This is a genomic window from Shouchella sp. JSM 1781072, assembly GCF_041949915.1.
Lineage (GTDB): Bacteria > Bacillota > Bacilli > Bacillales > Bacillaceae_D > Shouchella.
In genome coordinates this window covers 204936-224118 of sequence record NZ_JBHFQE010000002.1, presented here as the reverse complement: position 1 = coordinate 224118, position 19183 = coordinate 204936, and the positions used below count along the sequence as shown (strand labels likewise).

Annotated in this window: 17 protein-coding genes; 11 read left to right on the top strand and 6 right to left on the bottom strand. The window is 41.1% G+C overall.

Annotated features, from left to right (window positions below):
- Positions 1 to 75: 75 nt before the first annotated feature.
- From ACE1TH_RS10455 to ACE1TH_RS10415, 9 genes are all read left to right on the top strand, one after another.
- Positions 76 to 816 carry an SDR family NAD(P)-dependent oxidoreductase gene (locus ACE1TH_RS10455; protein WP_099302383.1) on the top strand — a complete coding sequence of 247 codons (741 nt, stop codon included), beginning with the start codon at positions 76 to 78 and terminating at the stop codon, positions 814 to 816.
- Between the two features lie 14 nt (positions 817 to 830).
- A complete protein-coding gene (locus ACE1TH_RS10450) occupies positions 831 to 1586 on the top strand; it encodes an SDR family NAD(P)-dependent oxidoreductase (RefSeq protein ID WP_099302382.1) in 756 nt (251 codons plus the stop codon).
- 263 nt (positions 1587 to 1849) lie between these two features.
- Entirely contained in the window at positions 1850 to 2518 is a 669-nt protein-coding gene (locus tag ACE1TH_RS10445; protein ID WP_375078917.1) for a DsbA family protein, read from the top strand.
- A complete protein-coding gene (locus ACE1TH_RS10440; RefSeq protein ID WP_099302380.1) occupies positions 2515 to 2928 on the top strand; it encodes a disulfide oxidoreductase in 414 nt (137 codons plus the stop codon). The genes ACE1TH_RS10445 and ACE1TH_RS10440 overlap by 4 nt, the downstream gene beginning before the upstream one ends.
- A 311-nt stretch (positions 2929 to 3239) precedes the next feature.
- On the top strand, positions 3240 to 4547 hold the full coding sequence (locus ACE1TH_RS10435; protein ID WP_255224731.1) for an ABC transporter substrate-binding protein: 1308 nt from the start codon (positions 3240 to 3242) through the stop codon (positions 4545 to 4547).
- Between the two features lie 117 nt (positions 4548 to 4664).
- Positions 4665 to 5588, top strand: a complete 924-nt coding sequence (locus tag ACE1TH_RS10430) for a carbohydrate ABC transporter permease (RefSeq protein ID WP_255225342.1) — start codon at positions 4665 to 4667, stop codon at positions 5586 to 5588.
- Positions 5589 to 5599: 11 nt separating this feature from the next.
- The gene (locus ACE1TH_RS10425; protein ID WP_099302377.1) at positions 5600 to 6451 is read left to right on the top strand and encodes a carbohydrate ABC transporter permease; all 852 of its coding nucleotides are present in this window, start codon (positions 5600 to 5602) and stop codon (positions 6449 to 6451) included.
- A gap of 124 nt (positions 6452 to 6575) precedes the next feature.
- Entirely contained in the window at positions 6576 to 7190 is a 615-nt protein-coding gene (locus tag ACE1TH_RS10420; protein ID WP_255224732.1) for a YesL family protein, read from the top strand.
- A 21-nt stretch (positions 7191 to 7211) separates the two neighbouring features.
- Positions 7212 to 8216, top strand: coding sequence for a LacI family DNA-binding transcriptional regulator (locus tag ACE1TH_RS10415; protein ID WP_099302376.1), 1005 nt, complete (start codon positions 7212 to 7214; stop codon positions 8214 to 8216).
- Positions 8217 to 8366: 150 nt separating this feature from the next.
- Here ACE1TH_RS10415 and ACE1TH_RS10410 read toward each other — a convergent pair whose 3' ends face one another.
- From ACE1TH_RS10410 to ACE1TH_RS10400, 3 genes are all read right to left on the bottom strand, one after another.
- Entirely contained in the window at positions 8367 to 8879 is a 513-nt protein-coding gene (locus ACE1TH_RS10410; protein WP_099302375.1) for a type 1 glutamine amidotransferase domain-containing protein, read from the bottom strand.
- Positions 8880 to 8947: 68 nt separating this feature from the next.
- Positions 8948 to 10366 (bottom strand): sodium/glutamate symporter, encoded by a 1419-nt coding sequence (locus tag ACE1TH_RS10405; RefSeq protein ID WP_099302374.1) that lies wholly within the window; start codon positions 10364 to 10366, stop codon positions 8948 to 8950.
- A 229-nt stretch (positions 10367 to 10595) separates the two neighbouring features.
- On the bottom strand, positions 10596 to 12413 hold the full coding sequence (locus ACE1TH_RS10400; protein ID WP_375078916.1) for a GNAT family N-acetyltransferase: 1818 nt from the start codon (positions 12411 to 12413) through the stop codon (positions 10596 to 10598).
- A gap of 310 nt (positions 12414 to 12723) precedes the next feature.
- Here ACE1TH_RS10400 and glcD point away from each other — a divergent pair, with 310 nt between their 5' ends.
- Positions 12724 to 14139, top strand: coding sequence for a glycolate oxidase subunit GlcD (gene glcD / locus ACE1TH_RS10395; protein ID WP_255224734.1), 1416 nt, complete (start codon positions 12724 to 12726; stop codon positions 14137 to 14139).
- Positions 14136 to 15476 (top strand): (Fe-S)-binding protein, encoded by a 1341-nt coding sequence (locus tag ACE1TH_RS10390; RefSeq protein WP_255224735.1) that lies wholly within the window; start codon positions 14136 to 14138, stop codon positions 15474 to 15476. The genes glcD and ACE1TH_RS10390 overlap by 4 nt, the downstream gene beginning before the upstream one ends.
- A 65-nt stretch (positions 15477 to 15541) precedes the next feature.
- Here ACE1TH_RS10390 and ACE1TH_RS10385 read toward each other — a convergent pair whose 3' ends face one another.
- The 3 genes from ACE1TH_RS10385 to nagZ form a co-directional block, all read right to left on the bottom strand.
- Positions 15542 to 16393 carry a MurR/RpiR family transcriptional regulator gene (locus tag ACE1TH_RS10385; RefSeq protein WP_375078915.1) on the bottom strand — a complete coding sequence of 284 codons (852 nt, stop codon included), beginning with the start codon at positions 16391 to 16393 and terminating at the stop codon, positions 15542 to 15544.
- 70 nt (positions 16394 to 16463) lie between these two features.
- On the bottom strand, positions 16464 to 17615 hold the full coding sequence (locus ACE1TH_RS10380; protein ID WP_375078914.1) for an exo-beta-N-acetylmuramidase NamZ family protein: 1152 nt from the start codon (positions 17613 to 17615) through the stop codon (positions 16464 to 16466).
- Positions 17616 to 17629: 14 nt separating this feature from the next.
- A complete protein-coding gene (gene nagZ, locus ACE1TH_RS10375) occupies positions 17630 to 19177 on the bottom strand; it encodes a beta-N-acetylhexosaminidase (protein WP_375078913.1) in 1548 nt (515 codons plus the stop codon).
- Positions 19178 to 19183 lie beyond the last annotated feature (6 nt).

Below are 19183 nucleotides of genomic sequence, written 5' to 3'. Positions count from 1 at the left end.
AAGAAAATCATATTTCAATTATAATCAAATTATGATAGTTTAACTATCATAATTATTTTTAGGAGGCTTTTTCAAATGAGATTAAAAAATAAAGTTGCATTTATTACAGGTGCTGGTAGCGGGATGGGCGAAGTAGAAGCGCTTCGTTTTGCTGAAGAAGGTGCAGTTGTTGTGGCAACAGATATAAATGAAGAAGCTGTAAATTCGGTTGTTTCAAAAATAAAAGAAGCTGGTGGACAAGCACAAGCTTATAAACATAATGTTGCATCTAAAGAAGACTGGGCGGCAATCATGGGTGATGTAAAGGATCAGTACGGGAAGCTAGATATTCTCGTTAACAATGCAGGAATTTCATTGGCGACTCCTTTTGAAGAGCAGACAGCAGAAGATTGGGAACGCGTATACGGCATTAACATTAATGGTGTCATGTATGGCATGCAGGAAGCCCTTCCTTTAATGGAGGAAAACGGTGGCTCGATTGTAAATATTTCATCGATATCGGCTCTAACCGGAATGGCAGGTCCAGGTGCATACACAGCTTCAAAAGGAGCGGTACGCTCAATGACAAAAGCGGCGGCTGTTGATTACGGGAAGAAGAACATTCGTGTTAATTCCGTACATCCTGGCTACATCGTAACGCCAATGAGTGCTCCTTCTATGGAACAATATAAAGAGTATTTCTTAACCCAAGTAGCTTTACCAAATCTCGGAAATGCGGAAGAAGTGGCGAATGCCGTGCTATTCCTAGCTTCAGATGAAGCGAGTCATATTACTGGAATTGAATTACCTGTTGATGGTGGCGTTACAGCAAAATAAAGGAGAGGTACAGCATGAGTGGAACAGAAGTAGTTGTCATTACAGGGGCGGCGACTGGTCTTGGTCGCGCAACAGCATTGAAGATGGCTGAAAAAGGCTATCGGTTAACGCTTGTTGATTTTAATGAAGAAGCTGGGCAAGAAACATTAAAGGATGTTCAAGCAACAGGTGCGGAAGCCATTTTTGTAAAGGCAAATGTCTCGGTAGAAGAAGATGTTAAAGCATATGTTGAAAAAACAGTTGAGACGTTTGGCACAATTAATCATTTTGTTAATAACGCAGGGATTATGGTGCCAATGCGGTTGTTACATGAGTATGATGTCGACGAATACAATCGTGTTATGGACGTCAATGTGAAAGGCGCGTTTTTAGGACTAAAATATGTGATCGCTGTAATGATGGAAAATGGCGGTGGTCATATCGTCAACACAGTCTCATCAAACAGCTACAAGCCAACCGCTTACAATGGTTTGTATTCAGCCACAAAACATGCTTTGGCTGCCTTGACGAAATCAATTGGTCAAGATTATCAAGATTATAAGATCTATGCTGCTGGAGTAGCGCCGAATTCGATGAATACAACGATTTCTGCCGCAGCCGTTCCAAGTCTAACACCAGATCGACTTGAAAATTTATCATCGTCAACAGGCCCGAATCGACCAGCAAGTCCAGAAGAAATAGCCGATGTGGTCATGTTTATTTTAGAATCAGGAGCGCCACTCGTAAACGGAACAATTGTGAACTGTGCCGGTGGACAAATTTATAACTAAATGAGTGAAAATAGTTTAAAGTGTGTACGGAAAAAAACGTCCGCTACTCATCGTTTTTGTAACAATTTTGAGAGATGACATTCAATCTAATGAGAACCCATTTTATAGGCATTGCCTGTAATGTGGGTTTTTATTAGTAGTAAAAGTCATAAAATGTTCAGAAAACAAGCGGAATCATACTGTAAGTTTCATAGAGAATAGTGATAGTCGGGTTTGTTGAACTTAATAAAATTTTTTAAAAAATAAAGAAGGAGTGTTTCGTGATGCGGAATAAATGGTTAGTAGTAGGTACATTAGCCATTGTCGTTGTACTAATAGTGGTTGTTTTTATGAACAATTCATCAAATGTGGATGAGGATGTGGCGACAGAATACGATGCGCCCCCTAATGTAGAAGGTCAGCCTTATTTAGGAGATACAGAAGCTCCTGTTACGGTTGTAGCCTTTGGAGATTATAAATGTCCATCATGTAAAGCGTGGGACGAAACGGTTTTTCCTGAACTGAAAGAAACGTTTATTGATGAGGGGATCGTGCAGTTTATTCATGTCAATACCCCTTTTCACGGAGAGGAATCGATGTTAGCTGCGCAAGCAAGTGAATCGATATGGAATCAGAATCAAGAAGCTTTCTGGACCTTTCATGAAGCGATTTATCAAAATCAGCCTGAAACACAGCAGCATGATGAGCAGTGGGTGACGGAAGAAACCCTTCTAGACATTGCTTCTTCATTAGATGAGAACATCAGTTTAGAAAATTTAGAGGAAGATTTGCAGAATCAAGCTTTTCAAGAACAAATTCGTGAAGATATTGATTTAGTCGAACAGTTTGAGGTAGCGCAAACCCCAACCATTATGGTGAATCAGTATAAACTAACAAACCCTTTTGATTATGAACAAATCGTGATGCTCATTGAACAGGAGAACGCTGAATGAACGCCGACAAAAAGAACACATTGTTCTTATATTTTGCTTGGCTTGTCTCGCTTACCGCTACATTAGGAAGTCTATATTTTAGCGAGATTAGAGGGTATGTACCGTGTGAACTGTGTTGGTATCAGAGGATATTAATGTACCCGTTAACGGTTTTTCTCGGAATTGCTGCTTATATAGGGGATATATCCATAAAAAAATATGTCTTGCCGCTAAGCCTGACGGGCATGGTGGTGTCAGGCTATCATTACCTCATCCAAAAAGCGCCTAGTTTAGCACCACTAACCCCATGTACAGAGGGCGTACCGTGTAATATCCAGTACATAAACTGGTTTGGTTTTATAACCATCCCATTTTTAGCGTTACTCGCATTTAGTCTAATAACCATTCTGCTTTTCCTTCAGCGAAAATAAAGATCTCGAACGAATAAGAGCCCAGTATTTAATTACTAGGCTCTTTAAAAAAACGTTGAAATTCACACAATTTAAAAAAAGATATTGCGAAAAAGAAATGAGTTATATATAATAATTTACGAAAGCGGTTTCGGAAAACGTTTTCTTGTATGAGTTTCTTATTTATTTAGTACCATCGTTGTTAGCAGAAAGATGAAAAGATAGACCGTTATTGAAAGCGCTTTATTTTGTGATGTTTTTCGAAAGCGCTTTATGTTTAGGGAAGTGTGTAAAAAATCGTACGATAAACGTTCATTAAGGGGGAAGATGCAATGACAAAATGGTTGAAATTTGGTGCTGTTCCACTTTTATCTGTATCTTTATTAGCTGCATGTGGTGGTTCAGATGGTGAAAATGGCGGTAGTAGTGAAGGCGTAGAAAGTGAAACAACAAGTGAAACAATTGGGTCCGGTGAAATCGAGCTCGTGTTCTGGGAGTTTGGCAATACCGGCTACGATAAATTAATTGAGGAATATGTAGAGGAAAATCCAGACATCTCCATTAACCTACAGAATAGTGACATGAACGATATGCATGATAATTTATTTACATCCATATCGGCTGATACGGGAGCACCAGATATTGCCTTAGTAGAAGAAGCGCAAATTGAGCGCTATCGTACAGCTGAAGATTCATTTAATAATCTCTATGACTTAGGTGCCGGTGATGTTCAAGAGGATTTTCTTGATTGGGTTTGGCATAACGGTGAAAATGCAGATGGTGATTTTGTATTCGGGTTGCCGACGGATATTGGACCAACCGTCATGTTCTATCGAACGGATGTATTTGAAGAAGCAGGATTCGATTCCTCTCCAGAAGCGGTATCAGAGTTAATTCCCACTTGGGATGCTTATGAAGAAGTCGCATTGCAAATTTATGAAGAGACAGGCAAGCTGATGACAGATGCCGGGGAGCTCATTTATAATGCTCGCCGTGACCAAGCGTCGGAGCAGTATTTCAATACAGATGAAGAATTGATTATGGATGATCATCCGGAAATTCGTGAAGCGTATGATTACACAGCAGACTTCTTTGACCAAGATTTAGCTGGTGATATTCCACTTTGGACACCAGAATGGTTCGCGGGAATGGATGATGGTTCGTATGCAACGATGCTTGCGCCAGCTTGGATGCAAGGTGTTATTAAAGATAACAGTCCTGAAGAAGGGATCTGGTCGATTACGACAATGCCTGAAGGGGCAGGAAACTGGGGTGGCTCATTCTTAACGATTCCAAGTGAAACCGAGCATGCTGAAGAAGCGTATGATTTCATCTCATGGCTAACTGCTCCTGAACAGCAGTTAAAATCATTCCAAGATTATGGGTTGTTCCCATCAACGCCAGCTGTTTATGAAATGCCAGAGTTTATTGATTATGAAGATCCATACTTTGGTGGAATTCCAACTGCACAAGTATTCTCTGAAGCAGCCCAGCAAGTTATCCCCGTTTATAAAGGGAGAAACTATTATGCAGTGGATGATGTCATGAAAGAAGCGATTGATAATGTGTCTGCAGGCGATGACCGTGATGAGGAATGGGAAGCTTCTCTTGATACAATTGATCGAATCTTAGCTCGGTAATTTATTGCGATTTATTTAGGAGGATGGCTCTCTTGCGGGCGAGTCATTCCTTTTTTTATAGGAACATTATGCGCCACATATACGTGAGGAGGTCACACGTTGAAGACATCTCAAGCAATGCAATCCGATCCCAGAAACCGTCCAAAAGGGAATCGAGAAAAAAGACGTACAGCATTATCTGCCTATTTCTTTGTCTCACCTTTTTTCCTCTTATTTTTAATTTTTGGTCTTTTCCCGATGTTGTTTAGTTTTTATTTAGCGTTTTTTAGATGGGATGGGCTAGGAGAAATGACATATGTTGGCCTAGCCAACTTTGAATTTATCTTTAATGATCCTGTTTTTTATTCGTCCATTTTAAATACGTTTATTATTGGTCTTTTAGGAACGCTGCCACAGATTGTGTTTGCGATTTTAATTGCATTTGCCCTTAATTCTGCCTTAATTAAGTTTCGCAATACGTTTCGGACCATTATTTTCTTACCTTACATTACGTCGGTTGTAGCAGTTGCGATTATTTTTGGGGTCGTGTTCAATAATCAGCCGTTTGGTTTTGTGAACTACATATTAAGTTTGTTTGAAGTTGATCCAATTAGATGGAATGCGGAATATTGGCCAGTGAAAATTGCGATTGCAACGATGGTGTTTTGGCGTTGGGTCGGTTATAACACGATTATTTTCTTGGCAGGGATGCAAAGTATTCCAAAAGAATTGTACGAAGCCGCGAAAATTGATGGTGCTACCATTAGCCAGCAAATTCGTCTCGTCACATTGCCGATGTTAAAGCCGATTACATTATTTGTTGTGTTCACAGCAACTATCGGAAGTCTACAGTTGTTTACAGAGCCGTTAATTTTCCTTGGTCGTAATTTACGAGAAGAAGGGATTACAATGGTTGCCTACTTGTGGAGAGATGCATTTGTCTACAATTCTTTTGGCACAGCGTCTGCAGCTGCTATTGCATTGTTCTTCATTATCATTGTTTTAACGGTGATCAATCTGCTTATTACAAGTCGATTGGGACGTTCAAAAAAAGTTGGTTAGGGGGCTAAACGATGAGTAAAGAAAAACATACTGGAAAAAGGACGTTTTCATTTAAGAAGCTTTTTGTTTATCTTTTTTTAATTGCTGGTTCGTTGGCGTCCCTTTTCCCATTTTATTATATGTTTGTGATGGCAACACGAGTAAATCGAGAAATTAACCAAGTGCCACCTCCGTTTACGCCTGGTGCGGACTTAGTCTCAAATTTTCAAAAGGTACTCAATAACATTGATTTCTTTGGAGCGATGTGGAATAGCTTCTTCGTTGCGACAACGGTGACGCTCGGTACGCTTCTATTGTGCTCTCTTGCAGGATATACCTTTGCAAAGCTCGAATTCAAGGGAAAAACCATCTTGTTTACGGCGATTTTGGTTACGATGATGGTGCCGCCGCAGCTCGGGCTTATTCCGCAATATTATATTATTACAACCCTCGGTTGGTTGAATGATTTTCGTGCGATTATCGTTCCTGGTTTAATTAACGCCTTCGGAATCTTTTGGATGCGACAGTATATAAAAGAAGCAGTTCCGTTTGAAATTATTGAAGCAGCTAGAATCGATGGCTGCTCACATTTTCGAACGTACTGGAATATCGTTGTGCCGACCGTATTACCAGCATTTGCCACGCTCGGGATTATTGTTTTTATGACCGTGTGGAATGATTTTCTATGGCCGTTAGTTGTGCTTAGAGATCCGTCGATGCACACCCTTCAAGTAGCGTTGCGCTCATTAAATGATGCAAGACAGCTTGATTACGGTATGTTGATGTCTGGGACATTCTGGGCAACGGTTCCATTGCTAATTGTCTTCCTATTATTTAACCGCTTATTTATTCAAAGTTTGTCAGAAGGAGCCGTAAAAAGTTAAACGACAAAAACGACAACAGAAGAGAATCTTTATGAGTGAAATGGTCATTCATAAGATTCTCTGTAAATGTGATAGAAACGTCTAATGATCACAGGAAAAACATCTGTTAAATCGAGGTGGAAATGTGTCGAATATTTTTATGAAACTCGCAGAACTTATTTATAAATTCGTCGTGCTTAATTTGCTATGGGGCGTATTCGTTGTGCTTGGGCTCGGTGTCTTTGGCTTGATGCCTGCAACGGTAGCGTTGTTTCGTATTATAAGAGAGTGGAATAATGGAAGAAAAGAGATTCCTTTAGTTCGTAGTTTTTGGGTTTATTATAAAGAGTCGCTTGTGAAAGCAAACCTATATGGTGCAATGTTTTTTGTGATGTTTTATATTATATATGTGAACGTACGATTTGTTTCTTTTTTTTATGATGAGTCCATCCACTTCTTTTTATATATCATCATGTTTGCGGTTGGCTCGATTATCATCATGACGTTTCTAAACTTATTTTCTGTGATGGCACATTTTGATCGTAAGATGTTTCAGTATTTGAAGTTAGCATTTGGAATGGTTTTTGCACACCCGCTGAAATCATTTATGCAGTTATTTTGGGTCGCTGCATATGGATTAGCAGCGATTTATTATCCAAAAGCGTTTCTGTTTATTGGTGTAAGTGTGTTTGCTTACGTCATCATGAGTATGAATTACGCAACATTTAATCGATATAAAAAAGAGATTCCTGCCCCGTAAAAAAGGTGGAGAGGAGTAGAGATGATTACGATTTACGACATAGCAAAAAAAACCGGTTTTTCAATTAGTACGGTATCAAAAGTATTAAATAAACGCGCAGACGTAAGCGAAAAAACAAAGAAAATTATTAATGCAGCTGTTGAAGAATTAGGGTATTTTCCAAGTTCTAGTGCCAGGTCGTTATCAACAAAAAAATCTTGGACAATTGGGGTTGTTTTTGTTGAAGATGCAGGGAATGGCCTCGAACATCCTTTTTTTAACGCGGTTATTGAAAATTTTAAAAAGGTCGTTGAAATTGAAGGCTATGATCTCTTATTTGCTTCAAGAAAAATCGGCAAAGAGAAACGCTCTTATTTGGATCATTTTATGTACCGAGGAGTAGATGGTGTTGCCGTTGTTTGTTCCAGCCACACGCCAGAAATTCAAAAGCTAATTGAATCCGACATCCCGTCTGTAGTCATTGATTTAGATACGCGCGGAGTGAGTGTGGTCTATAGCGATAACTGTTTTGGAAGTGAACTTGCTGTGAATCACCTCATTTCCCTTGGTCATCGTGACATTGCGCATATTTCTGGACACCAAAGGCTCTACGTTGGGGTGGAACGATTAGAAGGCTATAAGCAAACAATGGCAAAACATCACTTATCTATTAATGATGCGTACATTGTAGACGGTGGCTATTTCACATATGAAGGTGGAAAGCGAGCAATGAACCAATTGTTAGCGCTAGACACGATTCCATCTGCCGTTTTTGTCGCTGGTGATTTAATGGCTGTAGGCGCCATATCCGCTATTCATGAAGCGGGATTACGCGTGCCAGAAGATATATCCATCGTTGGATTTGATGATATTCAAATCGCTCAATATTTAAACCCCGCATTAACAACGGTTCGCCAAGACACTGCCTTAATTGGCAAGACCGCAGCAAACTTAATGATGGATCAAATGGTGAATAAGAAAAAGCAACACATGGCAGTGAAAATTCCAGTCTCACTTATCGTAAGAGATTCCTGTAAAAACGTGTAAGCACGGATGATCAGGAATTTTTTTATGATTAGGTGTATAGCCACTCTATTCGATTGCTAATAAAACGGATACGAATGGAAGATTCCCATTGAATGAATCTTTAAAAACTCAAAAAGACCCTACAACAAAAGTTGCAGGGTCTTGGTCATTTTATAATTTATCCAGCATATCAAGAGATGCTTTGTTGAATGCAGGGATATCATCCGGTATACGGCTCGTTACTAAGTTACGTGATACAACCACTTCTTTGTCGACCACGTTTGCGCCAGCGTTCTCCAAATCTTTACGGACAGAGACGAAGCTTGTCATTTCGTGACCTTTCAATAGATCAGTGTCGACAAGGAACTGAGGTCCGTGACAGATTGCGAAAACTGGTTTTTCTTCTTTCATAAAGTGTGTGGCAAACTCAGCGTGTTTCGGATCAGCTCGTAACATATCAGGTGAAAATCCTCCTGGTACGAGTAATGCATCGAAATCTTCCGGTTTCACGTCGTTTACGTTTTTATCAATTTTAAACGTTTCACCATTTTTACCAGTGATTTTGTTGTCGTCGTTTGAATTTAATAATGTCACACTATGTCCAGCTTCTTCATATGAGCGAACTGGATCCGTTAATTCAACATCTTCTACCATATCTGTAACAAGTACTGCGATTTTAGCCATCTTGTATCACTCCTATAAAAAATTTGGTGTACTTACTGTTTACCCGATTCATCTTGAGAAAAACATTTTTATTCAGGGTCTTTATCTTCAACCTTCATCTTCCCAGTGTAAAAGACACCTAGGCACCAGAAGGCAATCATTAAGATTGTAACGACAATCAACACTGGAATCGAACCGAATTGTATGATAAATGGTATGGCTGCAGCGGTCACGAGTCCTCCCCCTACCATTGGTTCAAAAAGAATTTGTTTGTAACCAAATGCATCAAGAGCTGGTGATTTATTCTCAGGGTCGACGATACGCATGAGCATGATTCCAGTTGCGGCAACACCCATTCCTTGACCAAAGTCGCCAATTCCTCGTTCAAACCAATAATTCGGGATCATTTTCGGTCCTAACCATAAGAAGAATACGAGGTTACTGATAATACCACCTAAAGCTAATAGAATAAACGGTATAATGTTATCGCCAATGACCGTTAATGAAAGCGAGGCTATGGCACTAATGATTAATAAATCGAGTGCAACACCTTGAATTCTTGAGATTGTTTGCCGATCTACGAGTCTACGTTTATCGAATTTCGCTAAAAATAGTTGTAATATTATCCCCCCAACCATTGCCATCGGGAAGAGCGGTACATATTCAAATAGATAGATATCGTATGCTTGACCGTAGGTAACGTCTTCTAGCCAAACAAATCCTTCCAGTAAAACATAGCCAATAAAAATGGCAATCGCAATAAAGCCAAGATGTAGGGCAAGTGGCTCAATCGATACTGGGGATGTCGTTTGTACACCAGCCGATTCACGTTTTTGCTCAGCTACGACACCGCTTTTTTGGTCGATTGAAATATCGTCAGGATGATTAAGGGTTCTTGTTTTGCCTTTACGTGCTGCCCAGTTTACTAAAATCATTCCGATGATAACACCGGAAAGCATTCCTACTGTTGCTAAACCGATAGCAAGATCATAGCCTTCTTCAAAACCAATGTCTTCAAACGTTCCAGACAAGCCGGCAGCTGTACCATGCCCGCCAACGAAACTAATTTCAATCAATGCGCCTGCGGCTGGGCTTAATCCAAACAGTGGTGTCAAAATCGTAATGGCAAGTAAAATCCCTATAACATAATGCCCCCATGACATCGTGTAGCCTAACGCTACTTGTGGTCCACCTGTTTGCCAAATTTCTTTCGGTTTTGGCAGAACAAAGCCTATAAAAAGAGCAGCAAATACAACATTAATGAGTAGACCAGGAAGTTCTCCCCACACATCTACAATGGCAGAAGTGAAAATCCCGCCGTCTTCTAAAAAATCACCGCCAAAATGGCCGATGACTTCTGGTCCGAGTAATAAGGCCACAAATCCACCAATTAAGGAACTTGGTAAAAATAGCGATTGAAAAAGAGGTACTTTTAAACGGATCCATTTTCCAATCGCGAGCATCATCGCAATAATAATTATGGCCATACCGATAACTTCAAGACTCATAAACATAACTCCTATCCAGTTGAATGTTGAAGCGAATCTCTCTTTTTATAGCGACATCATGTGCAAATAGGAGAATCGTTCGAATCGTAATCTAATTACGTTTTTTACCCTAGAAAGAATGGAAGAAAACCTTTTTAGAAAAAATGGGGGATTTTGGTTGCTGGAAGAAGGGGAAAGACAACGCTTGTCGCCTCGTTTAAGAGGGAAGCATTGTCTTACGTAGGTAACTTCAAGTGTTAAATGAATAGGAGTGGAGAACATATTTTGTTGAAAAACCGACCGATTTATATAAACGAACGGTTGAACGGTCTGTTGCTGAAACCGTCAAATCTAATGTTGATAGATTGTAATCGTTAAACAGGACAGTAACCCCATGTTGAAGAATTTCTTTTCCAATTCCTTGACCACGCTCGCTTTCTTTAACAGCAAGATATTCTATACTGCCTTCGTTGTGCTCGGGGTTTGCTTCAATATACGTATAGCCACAAACGTTCTGATGCTTTTTGTAAATAAGTAAGCGTCTTTTATCATTTAATCGTTCAAGGATGGTTTGACTGTCAAAGTACGTTTCAGGAAAGGCATATTCATGAATAGAAGCAAAGGTTTCTCGATCGGCTTCCTGGTAAGGGTGAATTTGGCTAGTTCCTGTTGCAGTATGGTCTTTACGTGGTAAAGACATGGCGTAATACGTTCCTTCTTTTTTTGCTTGAAGGTTGTTAAGAAATGTTTGAACCGATTTATTTTTATCGTGAATAAAAAAGTGATATGTGCGTGCTTGTTTCTTCTGCGGGTGTCCGTGCCAAAGTTGGTTGGCGAGGGACTCATCATAGTCTTTATGTAAAAAGGGCCCCCATACCTCAGCATCTTCCTCGTCAAAATCAAAGCATAACACTCCGACAAATTGATCATTTTTTGTCGCAACGAGACAGTCTTCTAAAAGGATGTTCTCTTCCACTAACGTACTTTCTATCTCCGCAGCATCTGTTCCGCAGTAACCAATATGTGCTTCTGGTCGTTGATTCAAGTTTGCCAGGAGTTTGGCTAACGTACGATAGCACTCTGCTGAATGAAAGACTAGATCTGGTTGCTTTTTCATGAACGTCAATGTTTGAATAGCGTTGGTTTCAAAAGAACGGTCAATCTGGGAAAACGGCTTAATCGCAGCAATAAGAGCGCCGATAACAGGTGCTACACTTGGTGTAATGATCACATAATGGTCCTTTTGTTTTGATAGTGCTGATTGAACTAACGGAATTAGAACTGAATCCTGTTCTAAAATGCCGCCTGTTAACACGAGAGGAATAGTGTCTTGAAACGAAGCTTTTTTTGTGAGTGCTAAAACGTTCGTTGCAATAGCCGCTGCTTCACTGGCGATAATCTTTGTGGCGACAGAGTCTTTTTGCTTATACGCTTGAAACACAAGTGGACTCAGTTGAGCAATCGTCTGTTGTCCATTTTTCGCATATAGATAAGGGATAACTTCCTCTATAGAATGAACACGATAATGCTCCGTAATGAGCTGGGTAAGGATGGTTTGAGGACTTGATTCATCTAACGTTGCGCGCAAGGCTTCGCGGCCAATGGAAAAACCACTTCCCTCATCTCCAAGAAGATAGCCCCAACCGCCAACACGGTGTTCAATAGCTTGATCATCAACCGCATAGCTAACAGAACCGGTACCGGAAATTTGAATCATGCCTTGTTCGCCAAGGGTTCCTGAATATAGTGCGGCAATGGCATCATGGGTCACAACAATCTGACTGTCGTTTGGGAGCAGGGGCATGAGTGCTTGTTTGATAGCATTTTGGTATACAGGTTGACTTGCGCCTGAAATTCCGCAATAAATCGAGTGAACCAATTCATACGCAGTTTTGTGCTGTCGCTTTAATTGGTTAAGTAAGTGCGTTAATCTGGAGATACATATGTCCAGCCCTATACGATTAGGGTTGGTTGCACCAATTGTTTGAAAGGCAAGAATATGACCTTCATCAGTGCCGATAACCGCTGACGTTTTCGTCCCGCCTCCGTCAATTCCGATATAATACATGTCGATCATCCTTTCTGACTCTAATCATAGCCGAATAAAAGAAGAATCGCTATAATAGATAGATAATTGAATCAATTTTCGTGTGGCGGACGCTTTCACCACAGTTACTGCCTTTGCATTTCGCAGAAACCTCTTTAATAACTATGGGTACGTGCTGGTAGGCCATGGCCATTTAATAAAGTGGAAGTTGTATGCGTTGTCATTCGCAGGTTAATTAGTAACTCGAATGACTTTTGTCATGGTGAGCATAAGGATCTAAATAAAACGACGACAGAGTGAAAATAGAACGTTGTTGAAGGGATGGATGAGCGTGATAAGCGAACAAATAAAACAAGAATTTATTCAAATTGTCGGTGTACAAAACTATGAAGATTCATCAGCAAGTAAATTGGTCTACTCTTTTGATGCTACGCCTGGATTCCAAGCGATGCCGGATGCGGTGATTTCACCTCGAAATAAAGATGAGGTCGCACGTGTAGTAAAGGTATGCCATGTACATAGCATACCAATTGTGCCAAGAGGAGCGGGTACGAATTTAAGTGCAGGTACAACGCCTTTAGCCGGAGGGATTGTGCTACTTTTTAAACACTTAGATCAAATTATTGAGCTTGATGAAGCTAATTTAACCGTTACCGTTCAGCCTGGAGTGAATACATTGGAACTCATTCAGTTTGTTGAAGAAAGAGGGTTGTTTTATCCACCAGATCCAAGCTCAATGAAAATTTCTCAAATTGGCGGAAACATTAGTGAAAATTCTGGAGGGTTACGAGGGTTAAAATACGGCGTCACGAGGGATTATGTGCTCGGGCTTGAGGTTGTTTTAGCAAATGGAGAGGTCATTCGAACAGGTGGAAAATTGGCTAAAGATGTGGCAGGTTATGATTTAACGTCGCTTATGGTCGGATCTGAAGGGACATTAGGCATTGTAACAGAAGCCATTTTGAAGCTTATTCCTAAGCCTGAAACGATACAAACGGCGCTTGCTTTGTTTGACAGTATGGATGCTGCGGCCCGAGCTGTTTCCAAAATTATCGCAGAGCGAGTGATTCCAGCGACGCTTGAATTTTTAGATCGGCCAACTTTACAAGTAGTAGAAGACTATTCTCAAATTGGGTTGCCGACAGATGTCGAAGCGGTATTACTAATTGAACAAGATGGGGTAGCGGATCAAGTCCAACAAGATATGGAGAAAATTGTTAGGATTTGTGAAGAAGCTGGTGCCCAATCTGTTCGACTTGCACAGTCGGCAGTGGAAGCAGAACAGCTTCGTACAGCTCGTCGTTCTGCACTGTCGGCCCTCGCACGGTTAAAGCCAACGACTATATTAGAAGATGCAACCGTTCCCCGGTCAGAAATTGCAACGATGGTGAAAAAAATTAATGAAATTGCGTTACATTATCGCATTAAGATTTGCACATTTGGTCACGCTGGTGATGGGAATTTGCATCCGACTTGTTTAACAGATGCTCGTGATAAAGATGAGATGGAACGAGTCGAGCAGGCGTTAGAAGATATTTTTACGGCGGCAATTGAATTAGGTGGAACGATTACAGGAGAACACGGGGTCGGCGCAATGAAAGCACCTTATTTGCATCTGAAGTTAGGTGAAGAAGGGATTGCAGCGATGAAGGCCATTAAGACGGGTCTTGATCCAAAAAACATTTTAAATCCTAACAAGATATTTGCGAAATCAAACCGTAAGCGAGTGGTGGTGGGTGTGGAATGAATCAAGATGTAAAAGAACGCGTTCAAGCAGGTTTTAAAGAGCGAATGGATTATGACGAGCTATTGAATTGTATGCGGTGTGGGTTCTGTTTGCCTTCTTGTCCAACCTACATTGAGTCTGGAAAAAATGAGCTGCACTCTCCGCGCGGACGTATCGCGTTGATGAAAGCGGTGGTTGATGGAGAAATTGAGCCAGATGAAGAGGTAAAGCGTTCGCTTGATTTGTGCCTAGGTTGTCGTGCTTGTGAACCAGTTTGTCCATCGGGAGTCAAGTATGGTCATTTACTGGAAGAAGCAAGAGATATTATTTATCAGGAGGAGCAACTTTCTTTTCCAATAAAAGGATTAAGGCATCTTGTCTTTGCGCAGCTTTTTCCACATCAACAGCGGATGGTTGGATTGATGGGGCTTGTTCGTTTGTATCAGCAAACAGGTGTGCAAGCGGTGACAAGGAAGCTTGGATTATTAAAGCCATTTCCAGAAACAATGCAGATGATGGAGCGAGTCTTACCGCCTATTCCGAAGAAGAAAGAAATGAAAAACCGTCCAACGCAATTAAAAAGTTTACAAACAAACAGGAATAAACAAGTTGCTTTTTTTAGCGGTTGTTTGATGGATACGGTTTTTATGCAAACGAATGAAGCAACAAAGAAGCTATTGCAGTATGCGGGCTGTGATATTGTGATTCCGCAAACGCAAGGATGCTGTGGAGCATTGCATGGTCATAGTGGTGAAAAAGAACGTGCGAAAGAGATGGCGAAACAAAATATTGCGGCATTTGAAGAAGCTGGTGTCGACTACATTATTACAAATGCAGGTGGATGTGGAGCGTTTCTTGTTGATTACGATCATCTTTTACAAGGAGAACCGCAGTGGGCTGAACGGGCACGCATTTTCACTTCAAAAATTAAAGACGTTACAGCTATTTTAGTCGAGTTAGAATTTCATAAACAGCCGCTTCAATTACCCGATGAAATCGTCACGTATCAAGATTCCTGTCATTTACGGAATGGGCAAAAAACATTTAAAGAGCCACGCATATTGTTGCAAGCAATAGCAGGAGCGACTTATGTAGAAATGAAAGATGCAGACCGATGCTGTGGGTCTGCTGGAATCTATAATATTCTTGAACCTACTATGTCTATGCAAATTCTTGACTATAAAATGGAACAGAGTAAGCGAACCAAAGCCCAAACCATTGTTACCACTAATCCAGGGTGCTTGTTGCAAATGATGGTCGGAATTGAGAAGCATGGAGACGCTAAAACAATGAGAGCGGTGCACATTGTGGATCTTTTATTAGAAGCATTTGAAAATGGCGCACAAGTACGAACATAAATGATGTTCGTACTTTTTCCGGATTCACTACAGGATTGAGAGGCTCGTCCAGATGTGCACCACCGCTATCGTAAAAATTCAATGGCAGCACGGGTTTCATTAAGATGCGTCACGGTTTTATCGTATTGCGAAGAGGCTACACACATAAATAAAATATCGATAACTTGTAATTGTGCGATCCGCGATGAGGTGGCGCCACTGCGGAACGTGGGCTCTTTTGTTGCCGATGTAAATAACGGGATGTCGGCTTGTTCAGAGACAATGGACTGGCCATACTTACATAAACTAATCGTCGTTAATCCTTTTGATTTTGCAATTTCCAGAAACTGTTTCACTTCTTTCGTTTGTCCTGAAAAAGAGATGCCGATCGCGACATCTTGATCATTTCCCGTTGAGACAAGGGTAGATGCCAAATGGATATCTGAAAAAGCGTAAGCGGTCTTGTCAATTCGAAGAAATTTTTGCAAGGCGTCTTGAGCAATGATGCTTGAAGCCCCGATACCAAAAAAGTGTATTTTGCGAGCGGTCTTCAGAACATGCACGGCTTTTTCAAGGTGGTGAGTGTCTAAAAGTTCCGCCGTCTCTTGGATCGTTTGAATCGAATTGTTGGTCATTTTATCGATAATGGACGCAAGAGATTCGTTCGGTTCAATGTCTCGTACACCAGGATCATTGTGTTTTTGGAGATCGCCTGCAATTCGAAGCTTTAAGTCAGGTAGTCCTTTAAGCCCAAGAGATTTGCATAGTCGAATAACTGCAGCACTACTCGTATCGCTCCGTTTACCAATTTCGTTTGCTGTAAGAGAAATCACGTCTTTAGGATGATTCATTATATAGTTAGCGATTTTCTTCTCTGATGGTGGGAGAGATGGAAGCATTTCGGTTAACATGACTAATCCACCAGTCATAAAAGCCATAAGAATCAACTCTTTCTAGGTATTCATTGGTTCTAGTATACTAAATTTTAATTCGGACAACACCCACCTCCTAAGAATAAAGGAGGTAGGGTGCTCTTTGGTTTAAAAATGTTGCTGTGTCTCGATCCTTTTTTTCAAGATAAGACGAGAGATCATTCTGTAGTATGGCATTTCTTAATGTGTCCGTTCCAGCAAGAAGATCAAACATATAGTGACCATTCTGTTGTGCGACAAATGTAAAATCGTCAGGATAAAGCTGAGCAATTAAATGAATTATTTTTATGCCACTTGATACGGGCTCATAGAGATTTCGGTTAACAAGGTGAAGCTGAATGCCATGACACTGCTCACCGTTGTATTTTTGATAAGTAGGAACAAATGAAGTCTGCCGTGCAATGACACCAGGAAGCTGAAGGGCATTGACTGCTTTTGCTAGCGCATACCCATCTATAAAGGGAGCCCCGAATTGTTCAAATGGTTTCGTGGTTCCTCTTCCTTCAGATACGTTCGTTCCTTCTAGTAAACAAGTTCCGGGATAAAGAATCGCCATATCAAGGGTTGGGGCATTAGGTGAAGGAAGTACCCAAGAAAGGTTAGTGTCATCGTAGAACATATTCCGCGTCCAACCTTCCATTTTTACGACATGAAGCTCGCATTTATAGCCAAACTCTTCTTTAAAAAAACAAGCCAGTTCTCCAACCGTCATACCGTGGCGGTTGGTTAGAGGGAGTAGCCCAACAAACGAACGAAATGCTTCTTCGACGATTGTCCCTTCAACAGAAAGACCACCTATTGGATTTGGCCGATCGAGCACAATGAGCGCTTTTTTGTTTTCCTGACATGCCTCCATCATATACGCCATTGTATAGATGTACGTATAGTAACGAGAGCCGATGTCTTGTAAATCAAATAAGATGACATCTACCTCTTCAAGCATGTTAGGCGTTGGTTTTCTCGTCTTGCCATACAAGCTGTATACGGGTAGACCTGTATGCGGATCAATGCTGGAATCAATGTGTTCCCCCTCTTTTGCATCGCCACGAATGCCATGTTCAGGAGCAAACAAGGAGACGAGATTCACTTCTGGGTGTTGATGAAGGAGGTCAATGCTCGGGTGCAAATCCCGATTAACCCCGGTTAAATTCGACAATAAGCCTACACGCTTTCCTTTAACAAATTTGTACTCTGATTGTAAAAAGCAATCAATTCCAAGTTTCATCATCTAAACTCCTTTCTTTAAAGTGTTACAGGAGATGTCCCTGTTAATTGAATTTTTCCAAACAATGCAGCAGCAGCAACTTCTAAAGCAGGGTAGCTAAATTCGTACGTGTTGATGTAGCTCGCAATCGCATCAGGTACGTGCTGTATGTCATAGGGGCTTCTCATTGCAACAACATGAATCGGGATCTCTGTTTCTACAAGTTTTTCAACAAGTTGACGCTGGTCTTCTTGAACGGACGCGGAGAGTAATCCAATGATAATCGCATCATAACGCTCATGGATGGCTAAAAGGTCTACTTCAGATAGAGGCATTTGTACAACTGAAGCATCTGGTTTAAAGGTGAGAATCGCTCGACCTATAGCCGCTTTGGCGTATTGAGGGTCTTCTGCGCCTGTCTGAGTCGATGCCGGAGGTTCAATGACAAGAATACGGGCTGAGTGACTCGTTATAGGAAGTTGTTCGATTCCTTTTTCAAGCGTGACGCTTTCTCGATAGACAGCTTGTGCCTGCTTTTGATGTTGACTATAGTTAATTGGTCGGCGGATTTCTTTATCCAACAGTTTTTGCTTTACCTTTTGAATTCGACAGTAAGATTCATAGAGTCGTTCTTCAGACAATTTCTTAGCAGACACAGCTTTTTTGATTTCATCGATTGTACCGATTTGTTTTGATAGTGTGTGCGAGATCATGACGAGGTCCACTCCTGCTAGTAGTGCTTCCACGCATCCTTTTTCCGTTCCAATTGATTTGCTAATTGCATCCATTTCCATATCATCTGTTGTGACGAGGCCATTATAAGAAAGATCTCTACGCAAAAAATTCGTCATAATTGGATAAGATAGCGTTGCTGGAATATGCGCACGTGCATCAAGGGCTGGGAAATGGATATGTGCCGTCATCACAACATCTGTTCCACATTCAATGCTTTTTTTGAAGGGAACGAGTTCAATTTCGTGAAGACGCTCAAGTGAATGTGAAATAACCGGCATGCCAAGATGAGAGTCAACGTCTGTATCGCCATGCCCTGGAAAGTGCTTAACAGCGGTAATCATTCCACCGGCTTGTAGGCCTTGAAGAGCTTTTTCGCCGAACTGCGCTACGATGTTTGCATCTTCGCCAAAAGAACGAACGCCGATCACCGGATTATTCGGGTTGTTGTTCACATCCAGTACGGGAGCAAGGTTCCAATTAATGCCGAGGGAGCGTAATTCTTTCGCCGTAATCTTATACATGTCATAAGCATGCTGAGGATTGCCGGTGGCAGCGAGCGCCATTGCTCCAGGTACTGTTGTTGTGCCGTCGTCAATGCGTCGAACGATACCATTTTCTTGATCAACCGCAATGAGTAACGGTTTGCTTTGGCCAGACTCTTTGCCGATTTGTTGCAAATGCGAAGTGAGCGCTCGTATTTCCTCAGGACTACCCATATTTCGAGCAAACAGAATGATGTTGCCGATTTTATATTCCTTTATAAAGGCTTCAGTTTCTTTCCGGACGGTTGTGCCGTCAAATCCAATGACTAGCGTTTGCCCAATTATGTCTTGTATAGTTGGTTTTTTCATCGAATT

Bases quoted from the DNA above. Each gene is read 5' to 3' on its own strand.
- ACE1TH_RS10455 (WP_099302383.1), top strand. From the start codon at position 76: ATGAGATTAAAAAATAAAGTTGCATTTATTACAGGTGCTGGTAGCGGG.
- ACE1TH_RS10450 (WP_099302382.1), top strand. From the start codon at position 831: ATGAGTGGAACAGAAGTAGTTGTCATTACAGGGGCGGCGACTGGTCTT.
- ACE1TH_RS10445 (WP_375078917.1), top strand. From the start codon at position 1,850: ATGCGGAATAAATGGTTAGTAGTAGGTACATTAGCCATTGTCGTTGTA.
- ACE1TH_RS10440 (WP_099302380.1), top strand. From the start codon at position 2,515: ATGAACGCCGACAAAAAGAACACATTGTTCTTATATTTTGCTTGGCTT.
- ACE1TH_RS10435 (WP_255224731.1), top strand. From the start codon at position 3,240: ATGACAAAATGGTTGAAATTTGGTGCTGTTCCACTTTTATCTGTATCT.
- ACE1TH_RS10430 (WP_255225342.1), top strand. From the start codon at position 4,665: ATGCAATCCGATCCCAGAAACCGTCCAAAAGGGAATCGAGAAAAAAGA.
- ACE1TH_RS10425 (WP_099302377.1), top strand. From the start codon at position 5,600: ATGAGTAAAGAAAAACATACTGGAAAAAGGACGTTTTCATTTAAGAAG.
- ACE1TH_RS10415 (WP_099302376.1), top strand. From the start codon at position 7,212: ATGATTACGATTTACGACATAGCAAAAAAAACCGGTTTTTCAATTAGT.
- ACE1TH_RS10410 (WP_099302375.1), bottom strand. From the start codon at position 8,879: ATGGCTAAAATCGCAGTACTTGTTACAGATATGGTAGAAGATGTTGAA.
- ACE1TH_RS10405 (WP_099302374.1), bottom strand. From the start codon at position 10,366: ATGAGTCTTGAAGTTATCGGTATGGCCATAATTATTATTGCGATGATG.
- ACE1TH_RS10400 (WP_375078916.1), bottom strand. From the start codon at position 12,413: ATGTATTATATCGGAATTGACGGAGGCGGGACGAAAACGTCAGCGGTT.
- ACE1TH_RS10390 (WP_255224735.1), top strand. From the start codon at position 14,136: ATGAATCAAGATGTAAAAGAACGCGTTCAAGCAGGTTTTAAAGAGCGA.
- ACE1TH_RS10385 (WP_375078915.1), bottom strand. From the start codon at position 16,393: ATGGCTTTTATGACTGGTGGATTAGTCATGTTAACCGAAATGCTTCCA.
- ACE1TH_RS10380 (WP_375078914.1), bottom strand. From the start codon at position 17,615: ATGATGAAACTTGGAATTGATTGCTTTTTACAATCAGAGTACAAATTT.
- nagZ (WP_375078913.1), bottom strand. From the start codon at position 19,177: ATGAAAAAACCAACTATACAAGACATAATTGGGCAAACGCTAGTCATT.